General features: G+C 72.3%; 20 protein-coding genes. 8 read left to right on the forward strand and 12 right to left on the reverse strand.

The window, feature by feature from the left end; translation table 11 throughout:
- Positions 1-31: 31 nt before the first annotated feature.
- From M1L56_RS01370 to M1L56_RS01380, 3 genes are all read right to left on the reverse strand, one after another.
- Complete coding sequence (locus M1L56_RS01370; RefSeq protein WP_248597844.1) at positions 32-754, reverse strand: head GIN domain-containing protein; 723 nt, start codon at positions 752-754, stop codon at positions 32-34.
- Between the two features lie 100 nt (positions 755-854).
- Complete coding sequence (locus M1L56_RS01375; protein WP_248597845.1) at positions 855-2,252, reverse strand: MATE family efflux transporter; 1,398 nt, start codon at positions 2,250-2,252, stop codon at positions 855-857.
- Positions 2,253-2,302: 50 nt separating this feature from the next.
- Complete coding sequence (locus M1L56_RS01380) at positions 2,303-2,677, reverse strand: YccF domain-containing protein (protein WP_248597846.1); 375 nt, start codon at positions 2,675-2,677, stop codon at positions 2,303-2,305.
- A 100-nt stretch (positions 2,678-2,777) separates the two neighbouring features.
- On the opposite strand from M1L56_RS01380, the gene M1L56_RS01385 reads away from it, so the two are divergent.
- The 4 genes from M1L56_RS01385 (at position 2,778) to M1L56_RS01400 (ending at position 7,918) form a co-directional block, all read left to right on the forward strand.
- Complete coding sequence (locus M1L56_RS01385; RefSeq protein WP_248597847.1) at positions 2,778-4,157, forward strand: potassium transporter TrkG; 1,380 nt, start codon at positions 2,778-2,780, stop codon at positions 4,155-4,157.
- Positions 4,150-4,857, forward strand: a complete 708-nt coding sequence (locus M1L56_RS01390; RefSeq protein ID WP_248597848.1) for a TrkA family potassium uptake protein — start codon at positions 4,150-4,152, stop codon at positions 4,855-4,857. The genes M1L56_RS01385 and M1L56_RS01390 overlap by 8 nt, the downstream gene beginning before the upstream one ends.
- A gap of 68 nt (positions 4,858-4,925) precedes the next feature.
- On the forward strand, positions 4,926-6,917 hold the full coding sequence (locus M1L56_RS01395) for a M13 family metallopeptidase (protein WP_248597849.1): 1,992 nt from the start codon (positions 4,926-4,928) through the stop codon (positions 6,915-6,917).
- A 92-nt stretch (positions 6,918-7,009) separates the two neighbouring features.
- A complete protein-coding gene (locus M1L56_RS01400; RefSeq protein WP_067947722.1) occupies positions 7,010-7,918 on the forward strand; it encodes a serine hydrolase in 909 nt (302 codons plus the stop codon).
- A 99-nt stretch (positions 7,919-8,017) separates the two neighbouring features.
- Here M1L56_RS01400 and M1L56_RS01405 read toward each other — a convergent pair whose 3' ends face one another.
- The 4 genes from M1L56_RS01405 to M1L56_RS01420 are packed head-to-tail and all read right to left on the reverse strand — an operon-like array spanning position 8,018 to position 12,456.
- A complete protein-coding gene (locus M1L56_RS01405) occupies positions 8,018-8,935 on the reverse strand; it encodes a carbohydrate ABC transporter permease (RefSeq protein WP_067947724.1) in 918 nt (305 codons plus the stop codon).
- Positions 8,932-10,152 carry a carbohydrate ABC transporter permease gene (locus M1L56_RS01410; RefSeq protein WP_248597850.1) on the reverse strand — a complete coding sequence of 407 codons (1,221 nt, stop codon included), beginning with the start codon at positions 10,150-10,152 and terminating at the stop codon, positions 8,932-8,934. Before M1L56_RS01410 ends, M1L56_RS01405 begins: the two co-directional genes overlap by 4 nt.
- A gap of 2 nt (positions 10,153-10,154) precedes the next feature.
- The gene (locus M1L56_RS01415; protein ID WP_082847081.1) at positions 10,155-11,381 is read right to left on the reverse strand and encodes an extracellular solute-binding protein; all 1,227 of its coding nucleotides are present in this window, start codon (positions 11,379-11,381) and stop codon (positions 10,155-10,157) included.
- 28 nt (positions 11,382-11,409) lie between these two features.
- The gene (locus tag M1L56_RS01420) at positions 11,410-12,456 is read right to left on the reverse strand and encodes a LacI family DNA-binding transcriptional regulator (protein WP_067947728.1); all 1,047 of its coding nucleotides are present in this window, start codon (positions 12,454-12,456) and stop codon (positions 11,410-11,412) included.
- Between the two features lie 166 nt (positions 12,457-12,622).
- On the opposite strand from M1L56_RS01420, the gene M1L56_RS01425 reads away from it, so the two are divergent.
- Positions 12,623-14,611 carry a glycogen debranching N-terminal domain-containing protein gene (locus M1L56_RS01425; RefSeq protein WP_248597851.1) on the forward strand — a complete coding sequence of 663 codons (1,989 nt, stop codon included), beginning with the start codon at positions 12,623-12,625 and terminating at the stop codon, positions 14,609-14,611.
- 16 nt (positions 14,612-14,627) lie between these two features.
- Here M1L56_RS01425 and M1L56_RS01430 read toward each other — a convergent pair whose 3' ends face one another.
- The 3 genes from M1L56_RS01430 to M1L56_RS01440 are packed head-to-tail and all read right to left on the reverse strand — an operon-like array spanning position 14,628 to position 17,323.
- Positions 14,628-15,260, reverse strand: a complete 633-nt coding sequence (locus tag M1L56_RS01430; RefSeq protein WP_067947731.1) for a TetR/AcrR family transcriptional regulator — start codon at positions 15,258-15,260, stop codon at positions 14,628-14,630.
- A 15-nt stretch (positions 15,261-15,275) separates the two neighbouring features.
- The gene (locus M1L56_RS01435) at positions 15,276-16,580 is read right to left on the reverse strand and encodes an ABC transporter permease (protein ID WP_248597852.1); all 1,305 of its coding nucleotides are present in this window, start codon (positions 16,578-16,580) and stop codon (positions 15,276-15,278) included.
- On the reverse strand, positions 16,577-17,323 hold the full coding sequence (locus tag M1L56_RS01440) for an ABC transporter ATP-binding protein (RefSeq protein WP_067947736.1): 747 nt from the start codon (positions 17,321-17,323) through the stop codon (positions 16,577-16,579). Before M1L56_RS01440 ends, M1L56_RS01435 begins: the two co-directional genes overlap by 4 nt.
- 145 nt (positions 17,324-17,468) lie before the next feature.
- On the opposite strand from M1L56_RS01440, the gene M1L56_RS01445 reads away from it, so the two are divergent.
- Both M1L56_RS01445 and M1L56_RS01450 read left to right on the forward strand, forming a co-directional pair.
- The gene (locus M1L56_RS01445) at positions 17,469-17,993 is read left to right on the forward strand and encodes a TetR/AcrR family transcriptional regulator (RefSeq protein ID WP_248597853.1); all 525 of its coding nucleotides are present in this window, start codon (positions 17,469-17,471) and stop codon (positions 17,991-17,993) included.
- Positions 17,990-18,655, forward strand: a complete 666-nt coding sequence (locus M1L56_RS01450; RefSeq protein ID WP_248597854.1) for a GAP family protein — start codon at positions 17,990-17,992, stop codon at positions 18,653-18,655. Before M1L56_RS01445 ends, M1L56_RS01450 begins: the two co-directional genes overlap by 4 nt.
- Positions 18,656-18,683: 28 nt before the next feature.
- Here the strand turns inward: M1L56_RS01450 and M1L56_RS01455 are convergent, their stop codons facing one another.
- Together M1L56_RS01455 and M1L56_RS01460 are read right to left on the reverse strand one after the other, a co-directional pair.
- Positions 18,684-20,210 (reverse strand): alpha/beta hydrolase, encoded by a 1,527-nt coding sequence (locus tag M1L56_RS01455; protein ID WP_248597855.1) that lies wholly within the window; start codon positions 20,208-20,210, stop codon positions 18,684-18,686.
- A 102-nt stretch (positions 20,211-20,312) separates the two neighbouring features.
- Positions 20,313-20,717, reverse strand: coding sequence for an NUDIX domain-containing protein (locus tag M1L56_RS01460; protein WP_067947742.1), 405 nt, complete (start codon positions 20,715-20,717; stop codon positions 20,313-20,315).
- A 145-nt stretch (positions 20,718-20,862) separates the two neighbouring features.
- Here M1L56_RS01460 and M1L56_RS01465 point away from each other — a divergent pair, with 145 nt between their 5' ends.
- Positions 20,863-22,248, forward strand: a complete 1,386-nt coding sequence (locus tag M1L56_RS01465) for a glycine--tRNA ligase (protein ID WP_067947743.1) — start codon at positions 20,863-20,865, stop codon at positions 22,246-22,248.
- The last annotated feature ends 182 nt before the right edge of the window (positions 22,249-22,430 follow it).

Below are 22,430 nucleotides of genomic sequence, written 5' to 3' on the forward strand. Positions count from 1 at the left end.
CGAGGGCGGCACGCGCCATCCGCGGCCGGGGCTACTCGGGTGCGACCTCGCCGGAGCCCGAGACGCTGCTGCGCACCTGCGGCCGGCCCGAGTACCGCACGTCGCCGCTGCCCGAGAGGGTGACGTCGAGCTCGTCGGACGCGTTCACGCCGATGTTGCCCGAACCCGACAGCACGACCTGCGCCGACGACGCCTCGAGGTCGCCCGCGTCGACGTCGCCGGAACCGCTCACCTCGACGACGAGCGAGTCGGTGCGCCCCGAGAGCTCGAGGTTGCCGGACCCGCTGATCGACGCGCGCACCGACTGCGCGTCGAGGTCGTCGGCCTCGATCTCGCCGGAGCCGCGGATGTCCACAGCCACCTCCTCGGCGTCGCCGAACTCCGCCGTCACGTCGCCCGATCCGTCGATCACGACCGATTCGAGCGAGGTGACCGTGACCTCGATCCGCAGGTCGCGCTCGCCGACGATGAGTGGGCCGCGGCGGATGCCGATGACGAGCCGTCCGCCGTCGACCTCGGTCACGAGCCGGTCGAGCACGTTCTCGCCCCCGGTGACGGTGAGCGCGGGTTCGTCGCCCAGGCGGATGTCGACCTCGCCGCCCGTGCGCAGCACGACGGAGGACGCGTCGTCGATCTCGCGATCCTCGGTGCGGGTCTGCCCCGCGGTCACGAACGGCGCGCACGCGGTGAGCGTGGCGAGCACGGTCGCGCCGACCGCCGTCACGGCGACTCGGCGCAGCGATGCGCGGTGCATGTCGACCCCTCCCCGCCCCCGGGTCGTGCGGAGGCGACCCGCCGAGCGTACTCGCGACGGGCGACGAAGCGGAGGGTCGTTGGTCACTCCGCAAGGAACGTCAGGCGGGCGCGCCGGTCACCATCCAGGCCCGGCCGCGTGCCCGCAGCGAGAGCGTGACCGCGCGGGCCAGGAGGTACGCGATGACGAACGCGCCGGTGACGAAGGCGAGGGCGACGGATGCCGCGACCGGCCCGTCCGCGGCCGAGCCCGCGGCATCCGCCCCGCCCGTCGCCCACCAGACCACGGCGAACGCGATCGGCGCGTAGGCGGCGAGGTTCACGAGGCCGGTCCAGGCGAGGTAGCGGGCGTCGCCCGCCCCGATGAGGACGCCGTCGAGCACGAACACGACGCCCGCGAGGGGCGTCGACACCCCGAGCACGACGAGCGAAAGCGGAAGCAGGTCGCGCACCTCGGCGGATGAGGTGAAGAGCACGGGCAGCGCCCATGCGCCGGCCACGAGGAGCGCCCCGAGCACGAGTCCGGCGCCGACGCCCCAGGCGAGGCATCGGCGGAGCACCGCGCGCACCTGGGCGACGTCGCCGGCGCCCAGCCCCTTGCCCACGAGCGCCTGCGCCGCGATCGCGAGGGCGTCGAGGGCGAAGGCGAGCGTCGCGTACAGGGTCATCGTGACCTGGAACGCGGCGAGCTCGTCGGAGCCGAGCGCGGTCGCCGACCACGTCGCGACGAGCAGCGCCGCACGCAGGCTGACGGTGCGCAGGAACAGCCAGCCGCCCGATGCGGCGCCGCGGAGCACGCCGGCGTGATGCGGCCACGGGTTCGCGCCGACGCGGCGCGCGTGCCGGGCGACGACCACGAGGTACACCGCGACCATGCCCCACTGGGCGATGACGGTGCCGATCGCGGAACCCGCGACGCCGAGCCCGAGGCCGTAGATGAAGAGCGCGTTGAGGGCGATGTTCGCGCCGAACCCGAGCCCGGCGACCCAGAGGGGCGTGCGGGTGTCCTGGAGGCCGCGCAGCAGGCCCGTCGCCGCGAAGACGACGAGCATGGCGGGCAGGCCGATCATCGAGATCGAGAGGTAGGTGACCGCGTCGGCGGTGACCGCGGCGGAGGCGCCGAAGGCCCCGGCGAGCCACGGCGACGCGGCCCACCCGCCCAGGGCGAGCAGCGCACCGAGCCCCAGGGCGAGCCACAGCCCGTCGATGCCGGATGCCACGGCCCCGCGTTCGTCACCCGCACCGAGCCGGCGCGCGACCGAGGGCGTCGTCGCGTAGGCGAGGAACACCATGAGCCCGACGATGGTCTGCAGGATGGCGCTCGCGAGCCCGAGCCCCGCGAGCGGCGTCGCGCCCAAGTGGCCGACCATGGCCGTGTCGGCGAGCAGGAACAGCGGCTCGGCGACGAGCGCGCCGAGCGCGGGCACGGCGAGGCGGAGGATGTCGCGGTCGACGACGCCGCGCGCGACCTCCGGGGCGGGGGCGGAGGGGGAGCTCATTGCGGATCGAGCCTACGCGGCGCCGCCGACGCGCCCGCGGCGCGCCGACCTCACTCGGACTCGACGATCTCCTTGCCGAGCGGGGCGAGCGACACGGCGATGAGCTTGAAGTTCGCGATCCCGAGCGGGATGCCGATGATGGTGAGGCACATGATGATGCCCGTGATGAGGTGCTCGAGCGCGAGCCACCAGCCGGCGAGGATGACCCACACCACGTTGCCGAGGAACGACCAGGTGCCCGAGCGCGGGTTGGAGACGACCTCGCGGCCGAACGGCCACACCGCGTAGTTGCCGATGCGGAACGACGCGAGGCCCCACGGGATGGTGACGATGAGGATGCACATGAGCACCCCCGCCAGCATGTAGCCGATCCAGAGCCAGATGCCGGCGAGCACGAACCAGATGACGTTCAGCAGCGTGTTCATGGTGGCTCGATCATCCCACCGGCGGTCGGCCGGCGCGAGGGGGGCGACGGATGCCGCGCGGCCGACTTGACGCGGGAGTCGGCGGGCGTATGATTCCGCGGTGACCTTCCGCGATCCGGCGGTCCGCACCTCGCGGCGCCTTCGCTTCCGGCGGGGCTTCCGACTCCATCCGGCGCAGGCCGTGGTGGCGGGATTCGCCTCCGCCGTCTTGGCCGGCACCCTCCTGCTGTGGCTGCCGCCGATGTCCGTCGAACCGGGCGGCACGACCTTCGTCGACGCGCTGTTCACCGCGACGAGCGCGGTGTGCGTGACGGGGCTCGTCGTCGTCGACACGGCCGTGCACTGGAGTCCGCTCGGGCATGCCGTGATCCTGCTGCTGATCCAGCTGGGCGGGCTCGGCATCATGATCTTCGCGTCGCTCATCGGCCTCGTGCTGGCGCGCAGGCTGTCGGTCCGGGCTCGGCTGAACACGGCCACGGAGGCCAAGGCGGTGGGCTTCGACGACGTGCGCGGGCTGGTGCGCGGCATCGTGCTCATCTCGTTCACGATCGAGGCGATCACGTGGGCGTTCCTGTTCCCGCGGTTCCTGTTCGGCTACGACTACGACCCGGGCGAGGCGGCCTGGCACGCGCTGTTCCATTCGGTGTCGTCGTTCAACAACGCGGGCTTCGCCCTGTACTCGAACAACATGATGGACTTCGTCGCCGATCCGTTCATCTGCCTGCCGATGAGCGCGGCGATCATCCTCGGCGGGCTCGGGTTCCCCGTGATCATGCAGCTCCGCAAGGAGTTCACGCGTCCGCTGCACTGGACGATGAACACGAAGCTGGTCCTCTGGGGAACGGCCGTGCTGCTCCTCGGCGGCTGGGCGTACCTGACGATCGTCGAATGGTCGAACCCCGACACGTTCGGCCCGCTCGACCCGGCCGCGAAGCTCCTCGCGGGGTTCTACGCGTCGGTGCAGACGCGCACGGCCGGCTTCAACAGCGTCGACATCGGGCTCATGCACGACGAGAGCTGGGTCGCGATGGACGTGCTCATGTTCATCGGCGGCGGTCCCGCGGGCACGGCGGGCGGCATCAAGGTGACGACGTTCGCCGTGCTGTTCTTCATCCTGCTCACCGAGTTCCGCGGCGAGGGCGCCGTGAACATCTTCGGCAAGCGCCTCTCGCGGGCGGTGCACCGCCAGGCGATCACGGTCGTGCTCGTCGCCGTCGGCGCGGTCATGCTCGCCACCGTCGTGCTCATGCACCTCACCGGCCTCGCGTTCGACCGGGTGGTCTTCGAGGCGGTGTCGGCCTTCGCGACGGTCGGCCTGTCCACCGGCATCACCTACGACCTGCCGCCCGCAGCCGAGATCGTGCTCGTGCTGCTCATGTTCCTCGGCCGCATCGGCCCGCTCACGCTCGGTTCGGCGATCGCGCTCCGCGAGCGTCGCATCCTCTACGAACTCCCCAAGGAAAGGCCCGCTATTGGCTAGGTTCTCGATCTTCGGCGGCGGTGCCGCCGACACGTCCCGCCGCATCGCGGAGGCCGATTCGGTCGCCGTCATCGGGCTCGGCCGCTTCGGCAGCTCGCTCGCGCTCGAGCTCATGCGCGCCGGCACCGAGGTGCTCGGCATCGACGCCGACGAGGAGATCGTCCAGGCGCTGAACGGCGAGCTCACCCAGGTGGTCCGCGCCGACTCGACGAAGGCCGAGGCGCTCAAGCAGCTGGCGGTCGACGAGTTCGATCGCGTGGTCGTCGCGATCGGCTCCGACATCACGGCCTCGATCCTCACGTGCTCGGTGCTGCTCGGCATGAAGACCCCGGTGATCTGGGCGAAGGCGGTGACCGAGCAGCACGCGCTGATCCTCGAGCAGCTCGGCGTGCACCACGTCATCCGTCCCGAGGCCGAGATGGGCAAGCGCGTCGCGCACCTCGTCCGCGGTGCGGCCCTCGACTACATCGAGATCGAGCCGGGGTACGCGATCGTGAAGTCGGCGCCGCCCGCGCGCCTCCACGGGGTCCCGCTGGGCCAGTCCGGCCTCCGGAAGGAGTTCGGGGTCACGGTCGCCGCCTTCAAGAAGCCCGGGGGCGAGTGGCACAACGCCGACATGGACACCGTGCTGACCGAGGGCGACACCATCCTCATCGTCGGCCCCACGCGCAAGGCCGAGGGCTTCGCCCAACTGCGCTGATCGGGTCGGGCGGATGCCGCGGCATCCGTCGCAGCGATCGTCAGGGGTGCCCGCTTAGGGTGGGAGGCATGACCGACGCGACGAAGCCCTCCGGCATCATCCTCGACGAGCTCGACCCGCGGGTCCGCCCGCAGGACGACCTGTTCCGCCACGTCAACGGCAAGTGGATCGAGCGGACCGAGATCCCCGCCGACAAGGCGCGCTACGGCAGCTTCATCGTGCTGTACGAGGAGGCCGAGCGGGCCGTCCGCGAGATCATCGAGGAGGCCCAGCGGGCCGAGCCGGGCACCGAGGCGCGCAAGGTCGGCGACCTGTACGCGTCGTTCATGAACGAGGAGCACGTCGAGCTGCTGGGGGCCACCCCCATCGCCGCGCAGCTGGTCGAGGCGTCGCTGCCGGGCACGATCGACGAGCTGCTCGAGACGGTCGGCCGGCTCGAGCGCCAGGGCATCTCGGGGTTCGCGCAGCTGTTCGTCGACAACGACCCGGGCGACCCGGAGCGGTACCTCGTGTTCGTCGAGCAGGGCGGCATCGGCCTGCCCGACGAGAGCTACTTCCGCGAGGAGCGCTTCGCCGACATCCGTGACAAGTACCGCGCGCACCTCGAGCGCATGTTCGACCTCGCGAAGCTCGACGACGTCGCCGCGCGTGCCAAGCGCGTCTTCGACCTCGAGACCGAGATCGCGGCCACCCACTGGACCAACGTGGAGTCCCGCGACTCGCAGAAGACGTACAACCTGATGCCGTGGTCGGACGTCGCGGCCGCGGCATCCGTCGACCTCGACCGCTGGCGCGACGCGATGGGCGTGCCCGCGCGCGCGTTCGACGAGCTCGTCGTGCGCCAGCCGAGCTTCGTCGAGGGCGTCGGGCGGCTGCTCACCGACGACCGCCTGCCCGCGTGGCGGGACTGGCTCGCCTGGCAGGTCATCCGCTCGAGCGCCGCGTACCTCTCCAAGGACTTCGTCGACGCGAACTTCGACTTCTACGGCCGCACGCTCACGGGCACGCCGCAGCTGCGCGAGCGGTGGAAGCGCGCCGTCTCGTTCGTCGAGGGCGCCATGGGCGAGGCCGTCGGCCGCATCTACGTCGAGCGGCACTTCCCGCCCGCCGCCAAGGAGGCGATGGACGAGCTCGTCGCGAACCTCGTCGAGGCCTACCGGCAGTCGATCACCGGCCTCGACTGGATGGGCGAGGAGACCCGCGCGAAGGCGCTCGACAAGCTCGAGAAGTTCACGCCGAAGATCGGCTACCCGGTGAAGTGGCGCGACTACTCCACCCTCGAGGTCGACGCCGCCGACCTCGTCGCGAACGTGCGGGCGACGGCCGAGTTCGAGTTCCAGCGCCAGCTCGGCAAGATCGGCAACCCGATCGACCGCGACGAGTGGTTCATGACGCCGCAGACGATCAACGCCTACTACAACCCCGGCTTCAACGAGATCGTGTTCCCCGCGGCGATCCTGCAGTTCCCGTTCTTCGACGCCGAGCGGGATGCCGCGGCGAACTACGGCGCGATCGGCGCCGTGATCGGACACGAGATCGGCCACGGCTTCGACGACCAGGGGTCGCGCTTCGACGGCGACGGGCGCCTCATCGACTGGTGGACCGAGGCCGACCGGGCCGCCTTCGAGGAGCGCACGAAGGCGCTCATCGACCAGTACGACGTGCTCGTCCCCGCCCAGCTCGACGGCGGGTCCGTCGAGGGCGAGGGCGGCACCCCGCACCACGTGAGCGGCGCGCTCACCATCGGCGAGAACATCGGCGACCTCGGCGGGCTGGCGATCGCCTGGAAGGCCTACGAGCTCTCGCTCGGCGGCGCCGAGCCGCCCGTGATCGACGGCATGACCGGGGCGCAGCGCTTCTTCCTCTCGTGGGCGCAGGCGTGGCAGATGAAGGGCCGCGACGAGGAGGTCATCCGCCTCCTCGCCATCGATCCCCACTCGCCGAACGAGTTCCGGTGCAATCAGATCGTGCGGAACATCGACGAGTTCTACACTGGCTTCGAGGTCGCACCCGATGACGCGCTCTGGCTCGACCCGGCCGAGCGCGTCCGCATCTGGTAACCCCTCCATCCACCCCCGTCCGATCCCGTCGAGCGCACCGCGATGCCGCGGTGGGGGAGCGCCCGGCCCGCACAGGAAGTCGTCCAGCCACCGTGGTGACCTCGTCGCAGGGTTCCGAACGCCGTGCTCGGCACGCGAGCTTCCGACGCGGTCGTCACCGCACCGACGAGCACGCCGAGGACTTCACGCGCGGCTTCGACGCGCTCGGCGAGCTGGCGCTCGCGGGCGTGCAGGTGTCGGCGCGCGCGACCGACCTCGCCACGGGCCGCGTGCTGTTCTCGGTCGACGACCACGTCGTCATGCCCACGGCGTCGATCGGCAAGGTGCTGCTCCTCGTCGAGGTCGCCACGCGTCTGGCCACGACGGGTCATGAGGCGTTCACCGTGCTCGACCGCGACCCGCGCGACGCGGTCGGCGACTCGGGCATCTGGCAGCACCTGCAGACGCCGTCGCTGCCCATGGCAGACCTCGCCGCGCTCGTCGGCGCGACGAGCGACAACCTCGCGACGAACGTGCTCATCCGCCACATCGGCCTCGAGTCGGTCCGCGCCCGCACCGAGGCGCTCGGCCTGACCCGGACCGCGCTGCTCGACCTGGTGCGCGACCACCGCGGTCCCGACGACGCGCCGCAGCTCTCGATCGGCTCGGCCAAGGAGCTCACGTGGCTCTTCGCCGCCCTCGCGCGCGGCGAGATCGTGAGCCCCGAGGTGTCGCAGCGGGTCGTGGGGTGGCTCTCGCTGAACGCCGACCTGTCGATGGTCGCCTCGGCGTTCGGCCTCGACCCGCTCGCGCACCGCATGCCCGACCACGGGCTGCTGCTCATGAACAAGACCGGCACCGACGGCGGCGTACGCAGTGAGGTCGGCGTCCTCCGCGGGCCGCGGGCGAGCGTCGCCTACGCGGTCTCGATGTACTACGCCGACACGCAGCTGGCCACGCGGCTGGCGGTGCTCGACGGCATGCGGCAGGTCGGCGCCGACCTGCTCGAGTACGTGCACTGACCCGGGGCCACGACCGTGCGGCCGGGGCGACGCGAACGAGGGGCGGATGCCGCGGCGCACTCGCCACGCGGCATCCGCCCCGCCCCTGCACCGGGTCGATCAGCCCTTCTCGGCACCTGCCGTCGTGTTCATGATGCGGCGCTGGAAGATGAAGAACAGCACCGCGACCGGGATGGTCATGAGCACGGCCGCCGCGAGCTGCAGCGGGAACTGATTGCCCGAACCGAGCTGCCCCGACACGAGCGATGCGACACCGGTCGTGAGGGTGTTCAGTTCGGGGCTCTGCCGCGACACGATGAAGTGCCCGAGCTCGTTCCACGATCCCTGGAAGCTCAGGATGATGAGCGTGACCAGCGCGGGTCGGGCCATCGGCAGCACCACCGACCAGAACGTGCGGAACTGGCCCGCGCCGTCGATGCGCGCCGCCTCCTCGATCGATACGGGGATCGAGTCGAAGAACTGCTTCATGATGAACACCCCGGCCGCCGTCGACAGCAGCGGGATGATCATGCCCGCGTACGTGTCGTACAGGCCCACCTGCTGCAGGATCAGGAACCGCGGGATGAGCAGCACCACGCCCGGCACCGCGAGCACGCCGATGAAGAACACGAAGACCATCGAGCGGCCCCGGAACTTCAGGCGCGAGAGCGCGTAGCCGGCGAGCGAGTCGAAGAAGACGCGCCCCAGGGTGACGACCACGGCGACCAGCACCGAGTTGCCGAACCAGAGGGTGAACGGCACGCCGGTGAACAGGCGCTCGTACGCCGCGAACGTGACCGTCTCGGGCACGAGCGACAGCGGGTTCTGCGTGGCATCCGCGTCGGTCTTGAACGAGGCCGCGATCGAGAGGATGAACGGGTAGATGTAGATGAGCGCCAGGCCGATGAGGATCAGGTAGCTCGTCCACAGCCCCGCGCGCGCCTTCGGCGAGATCCGCCGGCGGCGGGTGGGGCGAGCGGATGCCGCGTCGCGGCCGCCGTCGCCCGTGACCACGGATCGCGTGCTGAGGTCGGTCATGATCGGCTCCCGTCTCGCGGACCGGCATCGCCGTCCTCGCGTGCGTCGGCCCCCGTGAGGAGCGCGCGGTCGGCCGGGTCGGCGCCCACGGCCGCCGAGGCGGCGTCGGGCTCGTGCCGGCGGGGGTCCGCCGCGCCGCCGCGTCCTGCCCGACGGCCGCTGCGGCCCATTCCCTTCGGGTCGCGCTCACGCAGCACCCAGCGCTGGAACAGCGTGAGCAGGATGATGAACACGAACAGGATGAAGGCGATCGCCGCGCCCTGACCCCACTTGAGGTCGTCGAACGAGGTCTGGTAGGCGAGGAAGGCCGGGGTGGCGATCGTGCCTCCGGCCGTCGATCCGCCGAGCACGTAGATCTGGTCGAAGACCTGCCACGAGCCGATGAGGCCGAGCGTCAGCACGGTGAACAACGTCGGGCGCAGCATCGGCAGCGTCACCGAGAAGAACGTGCGGACCGGTCCGGCGCCGTCCATGCGGGCGGCCTCGTCGACCTCCGCGCCGATGTTCTGCAGTCCGGCGAGGAACAGCAGCATGAAGGTGCCCGAGGTCGTGAAGATCGCCAGGATGATCAGCGAGCTCATCGCGACCGACGGGCCGGCGAGCCACTCCCACCAGGTGACCCCGAGCGGGCCGGACTCGGCCAGCGCCGCGGGGGCGCTCGTCACGCCGACGGCGGCGAGGATGTTGTGGAAGACGCCGCTCGGGTCGTTGAACCAGTTCGGGCCGTTGATGCCGAAGAACCCGAGCACGGCGTTGACCGCGCCCGACGCGGTGAACAGGAACTGGAAGACGACCACGATCGCGACGGTCGAGGTGACCGACGGGAAGTAGAAGGCGGTGCGGAAGAAGCCGCGCCCGCGCAGCACCGCGCGGTTGACCTGCACGGCGAGCAGCAGCGCGACGATGGTCTGCAGCGGCACGACGAAGACGACGTACCAGAGGTTGTTGCGCACGGCCCGACCGAAGTTGCGCTGGTCGAGACCCGTGTCGGTCGTGATCGCCGCGTAGTTGTCGAGCCCGACGAAGTTCACGTTCGGGTTCAACGGCGATCGGAAGCCGTTCCAGTCGCTGAAGCTCACCCAGAGCGCCAGCAGGATCGGGATCGCGAGGAACACCCCCACGATGGCGACGGCGGGCGTGACGAAGAGCCAGCCCGCGCGGGCCTCGCCGCGGCGGATGCCACCGCCGCGACGAGACCCGGACGCGGTGCCGGTCATGATCAGCCGTTCGCCTTGTCGGCTGCGGCCTGCAGGTTCTCCTGGAACGGCCCGAGCACGGCGGCCGGGTCGGCGAGCCCCTGCGTCTCGAGCGAGGCGTTGAACTCGGTCACGGCCGTCGCCGCGCCGGCGAAGGCGACCGGGCTCTGCGCGTACTCGACTCCGGCGACGAACGCGGCGTTCTCGGGGAACTGCTCTGCGTAGGCCGACGAACCGGACTCGGTCGACGGGATGACGCCGAACGCCTCCGCGAACGCGAGCTGCTGCTCGTCGCTCGTGAAGTACTCCACCAGGTCGATCGCCGCGTCGCGCGTGTCGGACTCGGCCGGGATGCCCCAGCAGTTGCTGAAGGCGAACGTCGACGGGCCGCCCGGGCCCTCCGGGAGCTCGACGCTGATGAACTCGCGGTCGGGGTAGTCGTTGGCCATCGCGCCGTTGATCCACGGACCCTCGATGGTCATGGCGCCGCGACCCAGGCCGAACGCCTCGCCGGCCCAGCCGGCCTCGACGTCCTGCGGGTAGGCGAGGTTGCCCGCCTCCACGAGGCCCTGCAGGTACTCGAGCGCCTCGGCGTTCTCGGGCGAGTCGGCGGTGACCTCGTCGGCGTCGCCGACGCCGCCGCCGGCCTGGCCCATGAACACGCCGATGCGGGCGTACTCGCGGCCGAGCACGAGGCCGGTCGTGTCATCCGTCGTCAGCTGCGCCGCGACCTGCGCGAGGCCGTCCCAGTCGGTGGGCACGTCGGCGTCGGTGAGGCCGGCGGCCTCCCATGCGGCGGTGTCGATCTGCAGCGCGAGCGTCGAGAAGTCCTTGGGCGCGCAGTAGAACTGGTCGTCGTACGTGAACTGCTCGCGCAGCGCGGGCAGGAACTCGTCCGCGTTCGCCAGGTCGTCCGCGTACGGCTCGAGGAAGCCCTGGCCGGCGTAGGTCTGGAACTGGTCCCACGGCATGTAGAACAGGTCGGGCGGGTTGTTGCCCGAGAAGCCCTGGCCGAGCTGCTGCACGAGGTCGTTCGCGGCGATGACCTCGACGGTGTTGCCGGTCTCCTCGGCCCACGCCTCGGCGGCCTGCGTCACCGCGTCGGTCTCGGCCTGGCCGGACGAGCCGATCAGGATGCTGAGGTCCTGTCCGCTCGTCTCGCCGCCGTCGTTCCCGCCCGGGGAGCAGGCGGCTAGGGTGATGACGAGTCCCGTCGCCACGGCGACGGCGCTCCATTGTGATGTCCTCACGATGTATCCCTTCTGGTGATTGCCGGCCTCAGGTGCCGGGGATCGCGTCGAGCGCCAGGTGTCCAGGCCGTCGCTCGACGAGTCGGGGCGCGAGGAGCCGATCGGTCGGCTCCTCGTCGCTGCTCGGATTGGGGCGCACGTCGTCGCCCGCCGGCCCGAACAGCAGGTCGAGTGCCGCGGCGACGACGTCGTCGAGGGGCTGCTCGATGCTCGAGAGCCCGACGGCCGCGGCCACGGGGGTGTCGTCGAAGCCGACGACGGGAAGCGCGGGGCGCCCGGCGGTGCGGGCGGCGATCATCGCGCCGAGGGCGAGGGAGTCGCTCGCGCAGACGATCGCGTCGGGCGGCTCGGGCAGGGCGAGCAGTTCGGCGGCGGCGCGGGAGCCCTCGGTGACGCCGTCCTCGACGTGCCGGGCGAGCGCCGCCCGCGCGTCGGCGTCGACGCCGCACTCGGCCTCCCAGCCGGCGCGGCGCTCGTCGCCCGTGCCGGAGCCGTGCGGCCAGCCGATCCATCCGACGCGCCGCGCGCCCTGCTCGCGCAGGTGCCGGACGGCCCCGGCGACGCCGGCGCGACCGTCGACGTCGACCCAGCGGTGCCGCACGGCGCTGGTCTCGGGGTCCCACGGGCGACCGAACGCGACGAACGGGACGCCCTGCTCGGTGAGGGCGCGGATGCGCTCGTCGCCGTGGGTGGTCGCGGTGAGCACGAACGCGTCGACGTCGGATCCCTCGCGGAGGCGTCGGATGCGGGCGAGCTCGTCGTCGGGGTCGGCGGCCGAGAAGACCATGACGCGCAGTCCCCGGGCGTCGGCGTGCTCGGTGAGCTTGTGGAGGAACCGATCGAGCACGGCGCCGGAGATGCCGTCGCGCCACGGGTCGATGCGGACCCCGATGGTGGCGGACTTGCGCGTGCGCAGCCGCCGGGCGGAGGCGTGGGGCCGGTAGCCGAGGCGCGAGATGGCCTCGAGCACGCGCTGACGCGTCGCCTCGCGGACGATCTCGGGGCTGTTCAGCACGTTCGACACCGTCTGCCGGGAGACCCCTGCGGCCTGGGCGACGTCGTCGACCGTCGGCATCCTCGACACGTCGCCTCCTTCGGCTGTGCGCGGGTCGTCTTCGGTGACGATCTTCGGAATCCGCCGATTTGATCGATCAAATCTTTGCTAATGTTGCCCACATCCGACAGCGGTGTCAAGCCATCAGGCGGTCACCGTTCCATTACGAACCGGAAGCGAGCACCACGTGACCGCACCACTCCAGCCACTGCTGCACGACGCGCTGGCGGTCCTCAGGGCGCCCACCCAGGTCTGGTCCGCGCACGACGGCGCCATCGGCGGCGCACCCGTGCACGGCGTCTACAGCGCCGACGTCCGACTCGTCCGCGCGATGCGCCTCACGGTCGACGGGCGCGCGCCCGAGCACCTCGCGACCGGGGCCGACCGCAGCGACCACGTGCGCATCGACGCGCTCGTGCGCACGCTCGACGACCCCACCCCCGACCCCGGCGTCCGGCTCGTGATCGAGCGCTCGGTCGACGCGGCCGGCATCGCCGACACCCTCACGCTCCGCAACCGGCAGCCGATCGACGTGCGGGCGCGCGTCCAGATCGAGCTCGAGCCCGACGCGACCCCCGTCGACCACGTCAAGCTCGGCGGGGCCGACACGTCGTCGGCGCGCGCCCGGCTCGAGGCGGGCGCGGCCGTCTGGTCCGGCGAGCAGGTCGCCGCCCGGCTCACCGCACCCGGCTTCGAGATCTCGGTCGACGACCGCGGCATCCGCCTCATCGCCGAGCTCGTCGTGCCGGCCGCCGGCGAAGCGACCGCGGGATGGCGCCTCGACGCCGTCGACGAGGCCGCCGTCGTGCGCGGCGTCGACACGCCCGCGCCGTGGTCGGCACCCGAGGTGGCGGCGGCCGACGACCGCCTCGCGCGCTGGATCGCGCAGGGCCTCGCCGACCTCGACGCGCTCCGCATGACGACGGTGCGACAGCCGGGCGCCGAGTTCATCGCCGCGGGCGCACCCTGGTTCTTCACGCTGTTCGGCCGCGACTCGATCTGGACCGCGCGCATGATGCTGCCCCTCGGCACCGAGCTCGCGGGCGACACCCTGCGCGTCCTCGCGGGGCTGCAGGGCACCCGCGTCGACGACGCCACGGCCGAGGAGCCCGGCAAGATCATGCACGAGCTGCGCCGCGCCGCGCTGTCGCTCGACGGCGCCGACGGCGAACTGCCCCCGCTCTACTACGGCACCGTCGACGCGACCGCGCTCTGGATCGCGCTCCTCCACGACGCCTGGCGCTGGGGCCTGCCCGCCGACGAGGTGCGCGCGCTCCTGCCGAACCTGCAGGCCGCCCTCGCGTGGATGCGCGACCACGGCGACGCCGACGGCGACGGACTCCTCGAGTACGTCGACCGCTCCGGGCGCGGCCTCGCGAACCAGGGCTGGAAGGACTCCGGCGACTCGGTGCAGTGGCGCGACGGTTCCCTCGCCGAGGGGCCGATCGCGCTCGCCGAGGTGCAGGCGTACGCCTACGAGGCCGCCGTGCACGGCGCCGACCTGCTCGACGCGTTCGGCGTCGACGGCGGCGACGAGTGGCGGGCTTGGGCCGCCCGGCTGCGCGACCGGTTCCACGAGGAGTTCTGGATCGACGACCCCGACGGCGCCTACCCGGCGATCGCGCTCGACGCGAACAAGCGCGCGGTCGACACGGTCACCTCGAATATCGGCCACCTGCTCGGCACGGGCCTGCTCGACGCCGACCAGGTCGACCTCGTCGTGCGTCGCCTGACCGACCCCACCCTCGACTCCGGGTACGGCCTGCGCACCATGTCGACCGCGTCCGGCGGCTACTGGCCGCTCAGCTACCACGGCGGCGCGGTGTGGGCCCATGACACGGCCATCGCCGTGCTGGGCCTCGCGCGCGAGGGTCGCGGGGCGGATGCCGCGGGGCTGGTCGAGGGCCTCCTGCGGGCGGCCGCGGGCTTCGGGTACCGCATGCCCGAGCTCCACTCGGGCGACCCGGCGACCGAGGTGTCGGTGCCCGTGCCGTATCCGGCCGCGTGCCGGCCGCAGGCCTGGTCGGCCGCGGCATCCGTCGCCGTGCTCACCGCCGTGCTGGGCCTCGAGCCCGACGGCGACGAGCTGCGCACGAACCCGATCGCCTCGTTCGGGCGGGTCGCCGTCCGCGGCGTCCGGGTGCGGGGGAGCGAGCGCGAGGTCCGCGCCGGCTGAGCCCCCGCCGGCGCCGTCAGGCGAGCTTGCGGAGCACGCGGCCGAGCACGTCGGCCACCTCGGCGCCGTCGGGCGGCGGCGCCCCCTGCTCGGCGCGCCGCGACCAGGTGAGGCCCACGTAGCGCATCACCCCGGCGAGCAGGTGCGTGGTGATCTCGGCCTCGTCGGGGATCGCGGCGAGTTCGGCCTCGTCGGCGCCCGCGCGGAGCGCCTGCTGGCGGAGCCGCAGCTCGACGATCTCGCGCAGCTCGCCCTCGATCTCGGCGAGGCGCTCCATCTGCCGGGCCATGAGCAGCGGGTTGCCCGAGATGGCGCGGATGCGGCGCGCCATGAGCCCGGCGTCACCGGGCAGCTTCGACGGGTCGATGCGCACCAGGCCGACGGCTTCGGCGAGGAGCGGCCCGTCGGAGACGATGAACTCGCGGGCCGCCCGCTCGTCGATGCGCGGGAGGTCGGGCCCCAGCAGCGCGGCATCCTTCGTCTTGAAGTGGTTGAAGAACGTGCGCTGGCTGACGCCCGCCGCCCGGCAGATCATGTCGACCGTGACCCCGTCGTACCCGTGCTCGAGCACGAGCTCGACGGTGGCGCGCTCGATCGCGGCGGTCGTCTCGGCGACGCCTCGGCGGCGTGCACCCGGCTCGGTCGACATGATCTGCTCCTCGGTCTACTCGTACCGTAGCGACTCGATCGGGTCCTGCCGGGCCGCGCGCCGTGCCGGCAGCACGCCCGAGAGGAACGCGATCACCATGATCACGACGATGACCGTGATCACCGTGGCGGGCTCGAACAGCAGCAGCGTGAGACCCGGGAGGTCGGCCAGCACGGTCGACGCCGCGCCCGCGGAGATCGCGGTGCCGACGCCGATGGCCGCCAGTGCGCCGATCGCCGAGCCGAGCAGGCCGATCACGACCGCCTCGAGGCTGAAGAGCCCGAACACCCGGCCGTTCGACATGCCCATGGCCTTCATCAGGCCGATCTCGCGCGTGCGCTCCTGCACGCTCATCAGCAGCGTGTTGACGATGCCGAAGGATGCCGCGATGAGGGCGACCACGGCGAAGGCGCTGAGCACGCCGATGATGCCGGTGATGACGGTCTGGATGACGCCGAGCTGGTCCTCGACGGTCTGCCCCGCGAGGTCGGCGTCGGCGAGGTCGGCCGTGACGGCGTCCACGTCGGCCGAGGTGACCGCGCCGTCGGCGCCGGAGCCCTCGAGGTACGCGACCGCGACGGCGTAGGCGTTCGGCTGGCCGGGCACGGCCTGGGCGTCGGCGATCTCGTCGGTCAGCGCCTGGTTCACGCCGGATCCCGCGGCGAGCAGGCTCGTCCGCGCGACGCCGACGACCTCGGCCTCGACGGTCTGCTCCTCGAGCGCGGCGTCGGTGTACCCGAGGGTCACCGTGGCGCCGACGGCGTCCTCCGCGTCGGCGAAGCCGAGCGCGTCGACGTAGTCCTCGGGCAGCAGGATCTGCAGGTCGCCCGACTCCTGGTCGAGCTGCGCGCCGGCCACGAGGTCGCTGCGGCCGATCGACGACGTGGGGTTCACGTCGAGCTCGTAGCGGCCGTCGGCGGCCGCGTCGGCGTCGCCGGCGATCCAGTCGACGCTGATCTGCCGGACGGGCTCGACCCGGTCGACGCCGGCGATCGCGCGCGTGGCCTCGAGGTCGTCGTCGTTCAGCAGGGTGCCGGAACCGAGCGGGTTCGCCTGGCCGGACTGCTGCCGCCCGTCGGGGTCGTACTCGTTCGGCCCGTCGGTCGTGTCGGTCGATGCGGCCGGGGTGACGAGGAGCACGTCGCCGGTGCTCAGCGTCTCGACCTGCTTGGTGACGTAGTCGTTGACGCCGGCGCCGAGCGCGGTGGTGAGGGTGAGGGTGAACGCGCCGACGAAGAGGCTGAGCGCGGTGAGGGTCGTGCGCAGGCGGCTGCGGAACGCGTTGCGGGTCGCGGTGGTGATGACGTCGGCGGTCCTCATCGGGCCGCTCCTTCCGTGACGACGGATGCCGCGGCATCCGTTCTGGCGATGATGCGGCCGTCGGCGATGGTGATGCGCCGGTCGCAGCGGGCGGCGAGCTCCTCGTCGTGGGTGACGACGACGAGCGTGATGCCGCGGTCGCGCTGCAGGCCGAAGAGGAGGTCCTCGACCTGGCGGCCGGTGGCCGTGTCGAGGTTGCCCGTCGGCTCGTCGGCGAAGATCACGTCGGGCTCGTTGATGAGCGCGCGTGCGATGACGACGCGCTGCTTCTGCCCGCCGGAGAGGTCGGTGGCGCGGTTCTTCGCCTTGTCGGCGAGGCCGAGCGACTCGAGCACCGCCATGCCGCGCCGGGTGCGCTCGCGCGGTGCGACGCCCGCGACGAGCAGGGGGAGCGTCACGTTCTCGAGCACGCTCTGCTGGGCGGTGAGGAAGAACTGCTGGAAGACGAAGCCGAAGCGCTCGTTGCGCAGGCGGTTGAGGGTGCGCGCCCCGGCGCCGGCGACGTCCTCGCCGTCGACCTCGATCCGGCCGGCGTTGGGGCGGTCGAGGAGCGCGAGCAGGTGCATGAGCGTCGACTTGCCCGAGCCGGATCGGCCGACGATCGCGAGCGATTCGCCGTGCTGCACGTCGAGGCTGACGCCCTTCAGTGCGTCGAAGCGGGTCTCTCCGGATCCGTAGGTCTTGGCGAGGTCGACGGCGCGGATCACCGGGGCGCCTCGGGGCGGTGCTGCGGCGGGGGTCATGGGCCTTCCTTTCAGTCGCTACACATCGTAATGCAGTGACTGCAAGTATTGATGCGCTCGCTGCAGAGGTCCTGCGGGCGCCAATGCATTCCCTATGAGTTCAGTACACAGACCGACCGGTCGGTCTGACGGCTACCATGAGTGCATGGACCTCCGCGATCGCATCCTCGACGCCACCCGGCGCCTCACGCTCGAGCACGGCACGATCCCGTCGCTGAACGCCGTGGCCGAGGCGTCCGGCGTCTCCAAGGGCGGGCTCATGCACCACTTCCCGAGCCGCGCGGCGCTCGTCGACGGGCTCGCCCGCCGGGCCCTCGACGAGATCGACCTGGCCATGCGCGAGGCGGCGGCCGAGGGCCGTGCCGCCGCCGCGTGGCTCGGGCTCTCGGTGCCCCGGGGCGACGACCTCGACCTGTTCCGGGCCATGGCCGTCGCCCACCGGGCGCTCGAGGGGCCGGAGTCCGGAGTGCTCGCCGACGCCGCCGCCGCGATCGCCCGGTGGGAGCGGCTCATCGCCGACGAGGTCGGCGACCCCGTGCGCGCGCGCATCGTCCGGCTCGTCGGCGACGGGCTGGCGGGCAACGCCCTGGCCGGCCTCGACGACCCCGTCGCCGACGTCGACCTCGCGACGCTGCTCGACCACCTCGGGGTCGCCGACCGCCGGCCGTGACCCCCGCACTCCTCGCCGGGATCGCCGGCCTCGCCGCACTCGACGCGCTCAATCCGGCGACGATCGTGTCGGTCGCGCTCATCCTCCTCGCGGCGCCGCGACGACCCGGGCTCATCGCGCTCGCGACCATCGCGGGAGCGGCCCTCACCGTGTTCGCGGTCGGAACGGCGCTCTACCTGACCGCGGGTGCCGCCGCCGGCGCGGTCGAGGGCGTCATCACGGTGCTGCGGTTCGCGGCCTTCGGGGCGGCCGCGGTCGGCCTCGTCGTCGCCGGGGTCCGCCGCCTCCGGGACCGACCCCGACGACCCATCGCCCTCCCGGCGTGGTTCGGACCGTGGACCGCGCTGCCGTTCGGCGCCGTCGTCACCGCCGCCGATCTCCCGAACGCGTTCCCGTACTTCATCGCCATCGAGCGCCTCGTCGATTCCGGTGCCCCGGCCTGGCAGGGGCTGCTGGTGCTCGCGGGGTACACCCTCGTCTACTGCCTGCCGTGCCTCGTGCTCCTCGTCGTCGGCCTGCTCGCGCGGGAGCGCACGCGGGCGCGGCTCGAGCGGATCGTGGCGCGTTTCGGCCAGGGCACGGTCCGGCGCTCGGTGCCGCTCGCCGTCCTGCTGTTCGCCGCGGCCGCCGCCGTCGCCGCGGTGCCGTTCCTGCTCGCGTGACCCCCGTGGCGACGCGCGCCGCGGCCGGTCAGGACACGCGCCGATCCGCGGTCGCCAGCAGGCCGACCCCCTCGATCACCGCCCGGTGCGTCTCGCCCGACCCGAGGATCCGGAAGTGGCCGGGCACGGGCACCCGGATGTTCGTCGCCCCGTCGAGCATGCTGCCGTCGGGGATGTGCGGGTCGAACCGTCCGAACACCGAGACGATGCAGGCGTTGACGGATGCCGCGCGCCCGAGCATCACGATGGTCTCGTCGCTCGGCAGCAGCGCCCGCACGCTCGGGTCCACGATGAGCCGGGCCAGGCGCGACCCCGCGAAGGGCGTGCACACGGCGACGACGCCGAGCAGCCCGCGCCGGCCCTCGGCGGCGGGTTCGCCGTCGGGCTCGGCGTCGGCCTGGGCCACCATGAGGTGCTTGGCGATCAGGCCGCCCTTGCTGTGCGCGACGATCACCCGGCCGGCGTTCGGCGCCGGCACCTTCGCCAGCGCGCGCTCCAGCCGCCGTGCCGTGTCGGCGACGCCGCGGCGGTTCGTGCCCATGCCGTGCACGACGCGCACCCGGTGCCCCGCGGCCGACAGCGCATCGCCGAGCGGGCGCATGAACGACCAGTGCTCGTAGATCCCGGGCAGCAGCACGACCTCGGGCAGCGACGGGTCCCCGTGCCGCCACCGCTCGGGCGGGTGCCATCCGTCGACGAGCACCGCCGCCTGCCGCCAGCCCGCGTACACGTAGTCGCCGGCCCACCACCAGGCGCGCTCGATCCGAGACGGCGGCTCGGGCTGCGAGACGCGCGCGACCTCGCGACCGACCGCTTCGCCGCGCGCGTGCCGGGCGACGAGGTCGGCGACCCGGTCGCCGGCCGTGACCATGGTCTCGTGGCCGCGGTCGGGCACCTCCGCGTACCGGCCGTTCGGCAGCATCCGCGTCACCTGCTCGGCCCACGGCTTCGGTGCGAGGCGGTCGTGCTCGCCGCGGATCACGAGCGTCGGCGCGGCGACATCCGGCAGCACCAGCTCGAGGCGGTGGTCGAGCATCTGCCGCAGCTTCTTGAAGTACCACCGGGGCCCGGCCTGCAGGTACGACCGGATGCCGAGCGCGACCACTCGCGGCCGCAGCAGCGACGGGTCGGCGACCAGCCGGATCGCCTGCACGAACGCCGACCGCTCCCGCGGGTTCACGGTGGGGGCGATGAGCACGACGGATGACACGAGCTCCGGCCGTTGCGCGGCGGTCTCGGCGACGATCTGCGTCCCCATCGAGTGGCCGACGAGCACGACGGGCGCCGAGAACCGCTCCGCCTCGATGAGCTCGGCGAGGTACGCCCCGGACTCCGACATCGTCTGCGGGCGGTCGGGCTCCGGCGCCGCGCCGAACCCCGGCAGGTCGAGGGCGAGCACGCGTCCGTGGCGGGCCAGCGCGTCGGCGAGCTCCGACCAGTAGCGGTGGCCCATGCCGATGCCGTGCACGAGCACGAAGACGGGGGCGTCGGCCTCGCCCGACTCGGTGATCACCGTCACCCGGTCGTCGAGGCGGAACTCGCGCGTCCGCGACATCCGCACCCCCTGTCGTCCTGCCTGCTGGTAGCGATCATGCCGGATGCCGCCCGATGACGGCTGGGATCGGGCAGGGGGTTGCGCGGTGCGCGGACGATCGAGTCAGTCGACCAGCCCGGATGCCGCGAGCCGGCGCAGCACCTCGACGCCCGCCGGCGGGCAGCGATGCGCCTCATCGGTGCCCACCCAGTGCACGGCGTCGATCTCGCCGTCGGGCTCGGGCGCGGCATCCGTCTCGACGAGGAAGACGTGCATGCGCACGTGGCGCCCCTCGCCCTGCCCGTGGGCGAGCTCGCGCACCGTGAACGCCTCGGCGAGGGTCGACGGGTCGAGCACCAGCCCGACCTCCTCGCGGGCCTCGCGCGCCGCCGCCTCGGCCGGCGTCTCGCCCGGGTCGATCTTGCCGCCCGGCAGGTAGTGCACCTCGCGCCCGCGAGCCGTGACCATCAGCACGCGACGGTCGCGCACGACGGCGATCGCGGCGACGTGCAGGTCGGGCAGCGGCATCCGTTCAGCCTAGAGCCGGCCCGAGCGGGTGACGGATGCGGAACGCGTGCGCGTTTCTGGGCGGCATCCGCTCGACCGTAGGATAAGGACACCGACTTGCGGGCGTCTCGCCCGATCCCCTCCGCACTGGACCATTGGAGCCACCGTGGCCGCACCCACCCGTCTCGATTCCGTCATCACGCTCGCCCAGCACCGGGGCTTCGTCTTCCAGGCGGGTGAGATCTACGGCGGATCCCGGTCGGCGTGGGACTACGGCCCCCTCGGCGTCGAGCTGAAGGAGAACATCAAGCGCCAGTGGTGGCGCTCGATGGTGCAGGGCCGCGACGACGTCGTCGGCCTCGACTCGAGCGTGATCCTGCCCACCCAGGTGTGGGAGGCGTCGGGTCACGTCGCCGTGTTCACCGACCCGCTCATCGAGTGCCTGCACTGCCACAAGCGCTTCCGCGAGGACCACCTCGTCGAGGCGTACGAGGAGAAGAAGGGCCGCGAGCCCGAGAACGGCCTCGCCGACATCGTCTGCCCCAACTGCGGCACGCGCGGCCAGTGGACCGAGCCGCGCGCCTTCTCCGGCCTGCTGAAGACCTTCCTCGGCGTCGTCGACGACGAGTCCGGCTTGCACTACCTGCGCCCCGAGACCGCGCAGGGCATCTTCGTGAACTTCGCCAACGTGCTGCAGGCGGCGCGCATGAAGCCGCCGTTCGGCATCGGCCAGATCGGCAAGTCGTTCCGCAACGAGATCACGCCGGGCAACTTCATCTTCCGCACGCGCGAGTTCGAGCAGATGGAGATGGAGTTCTTCGTCGAGCCCGGCAGCGACGAGGAATGGCACCAGTACTGGATCGACACGCGCTTCCAGTGGTACGTCGACCTCGGCATCGACCCCGAGAACCTGCGCCTGTTCGAGCACCCGAAGGACAAGCTCAGCCACTACTCGAAGCGCACCGTCGACATCGAGTACCGCTTCGGCTTCACCGGCGGCGAGTGGGGCGAGCTCGAGGGCGTCGCGAACCGCACCGACTTCGACCTGTCGACCCACGCCGAGCACTCCGGCAAGGACCTCTCGTTCTTCGACCAGTCGAAGAACGAGCGCTGGACCCCGTACGTGATCGAGCCCGCGGCCGGCCTCACCCGCTCGCTCATGGCGTTTCTCGTCGACGCGTACCACGTCGAGGAGGTGCCGAATGCGAAGGGCGGCACCGACACCCGCACCGTGCTGAAGCTCGACCCGCGCCTCGCGCCCGTCAAGGCCGCGGTGCTGCCGCTCTCCCGCAACGAGAAGCTGTCGCCGCTCGCGCGCGACGTCGCCGCGCGCCTGCGCAAGCTGTGGAACGTCGAGTTCGACGACGCGGGTGCCATCGGCCGCCGCTACCGCCGCCAGGACGAGATCGGCACCCCGTTCTGCGTCACGGTCGACTTCGACTCGCTCGACGACGACGCCGTGACCGTGCGCGACCGCGACACCATGCAGCAGGAGCGCGTGCCGCTCGCCGAGCTCGAGTCGTACCTCGGTTCGCGCCTCGTCGGCGCCTGAGCGCCGCCGGCGTCGCGCCCGCCCCCTCGCTCGCTCGCTCCGCCCGCCCGCTCGCCCGCGGTCGAGTGTCCACGAAACGTCGCCCCGCGTTGGCGAACCCCACCATTCGTGGACACTCGAGGGTCCCGCGGTGCGGGGTGTGCCGAGCGGATGCCGCGGACGCCGCCGCGTCGCTAGGGTGA

Source organism: Agromyces sp. C10 (assembly GCF_023217995.1).
GTDB lineage: Bacteria > Actinomycetota > Actinomycetes > Actinomycetales > Microbacteriaceae > Agromyces > Agromyces indicus.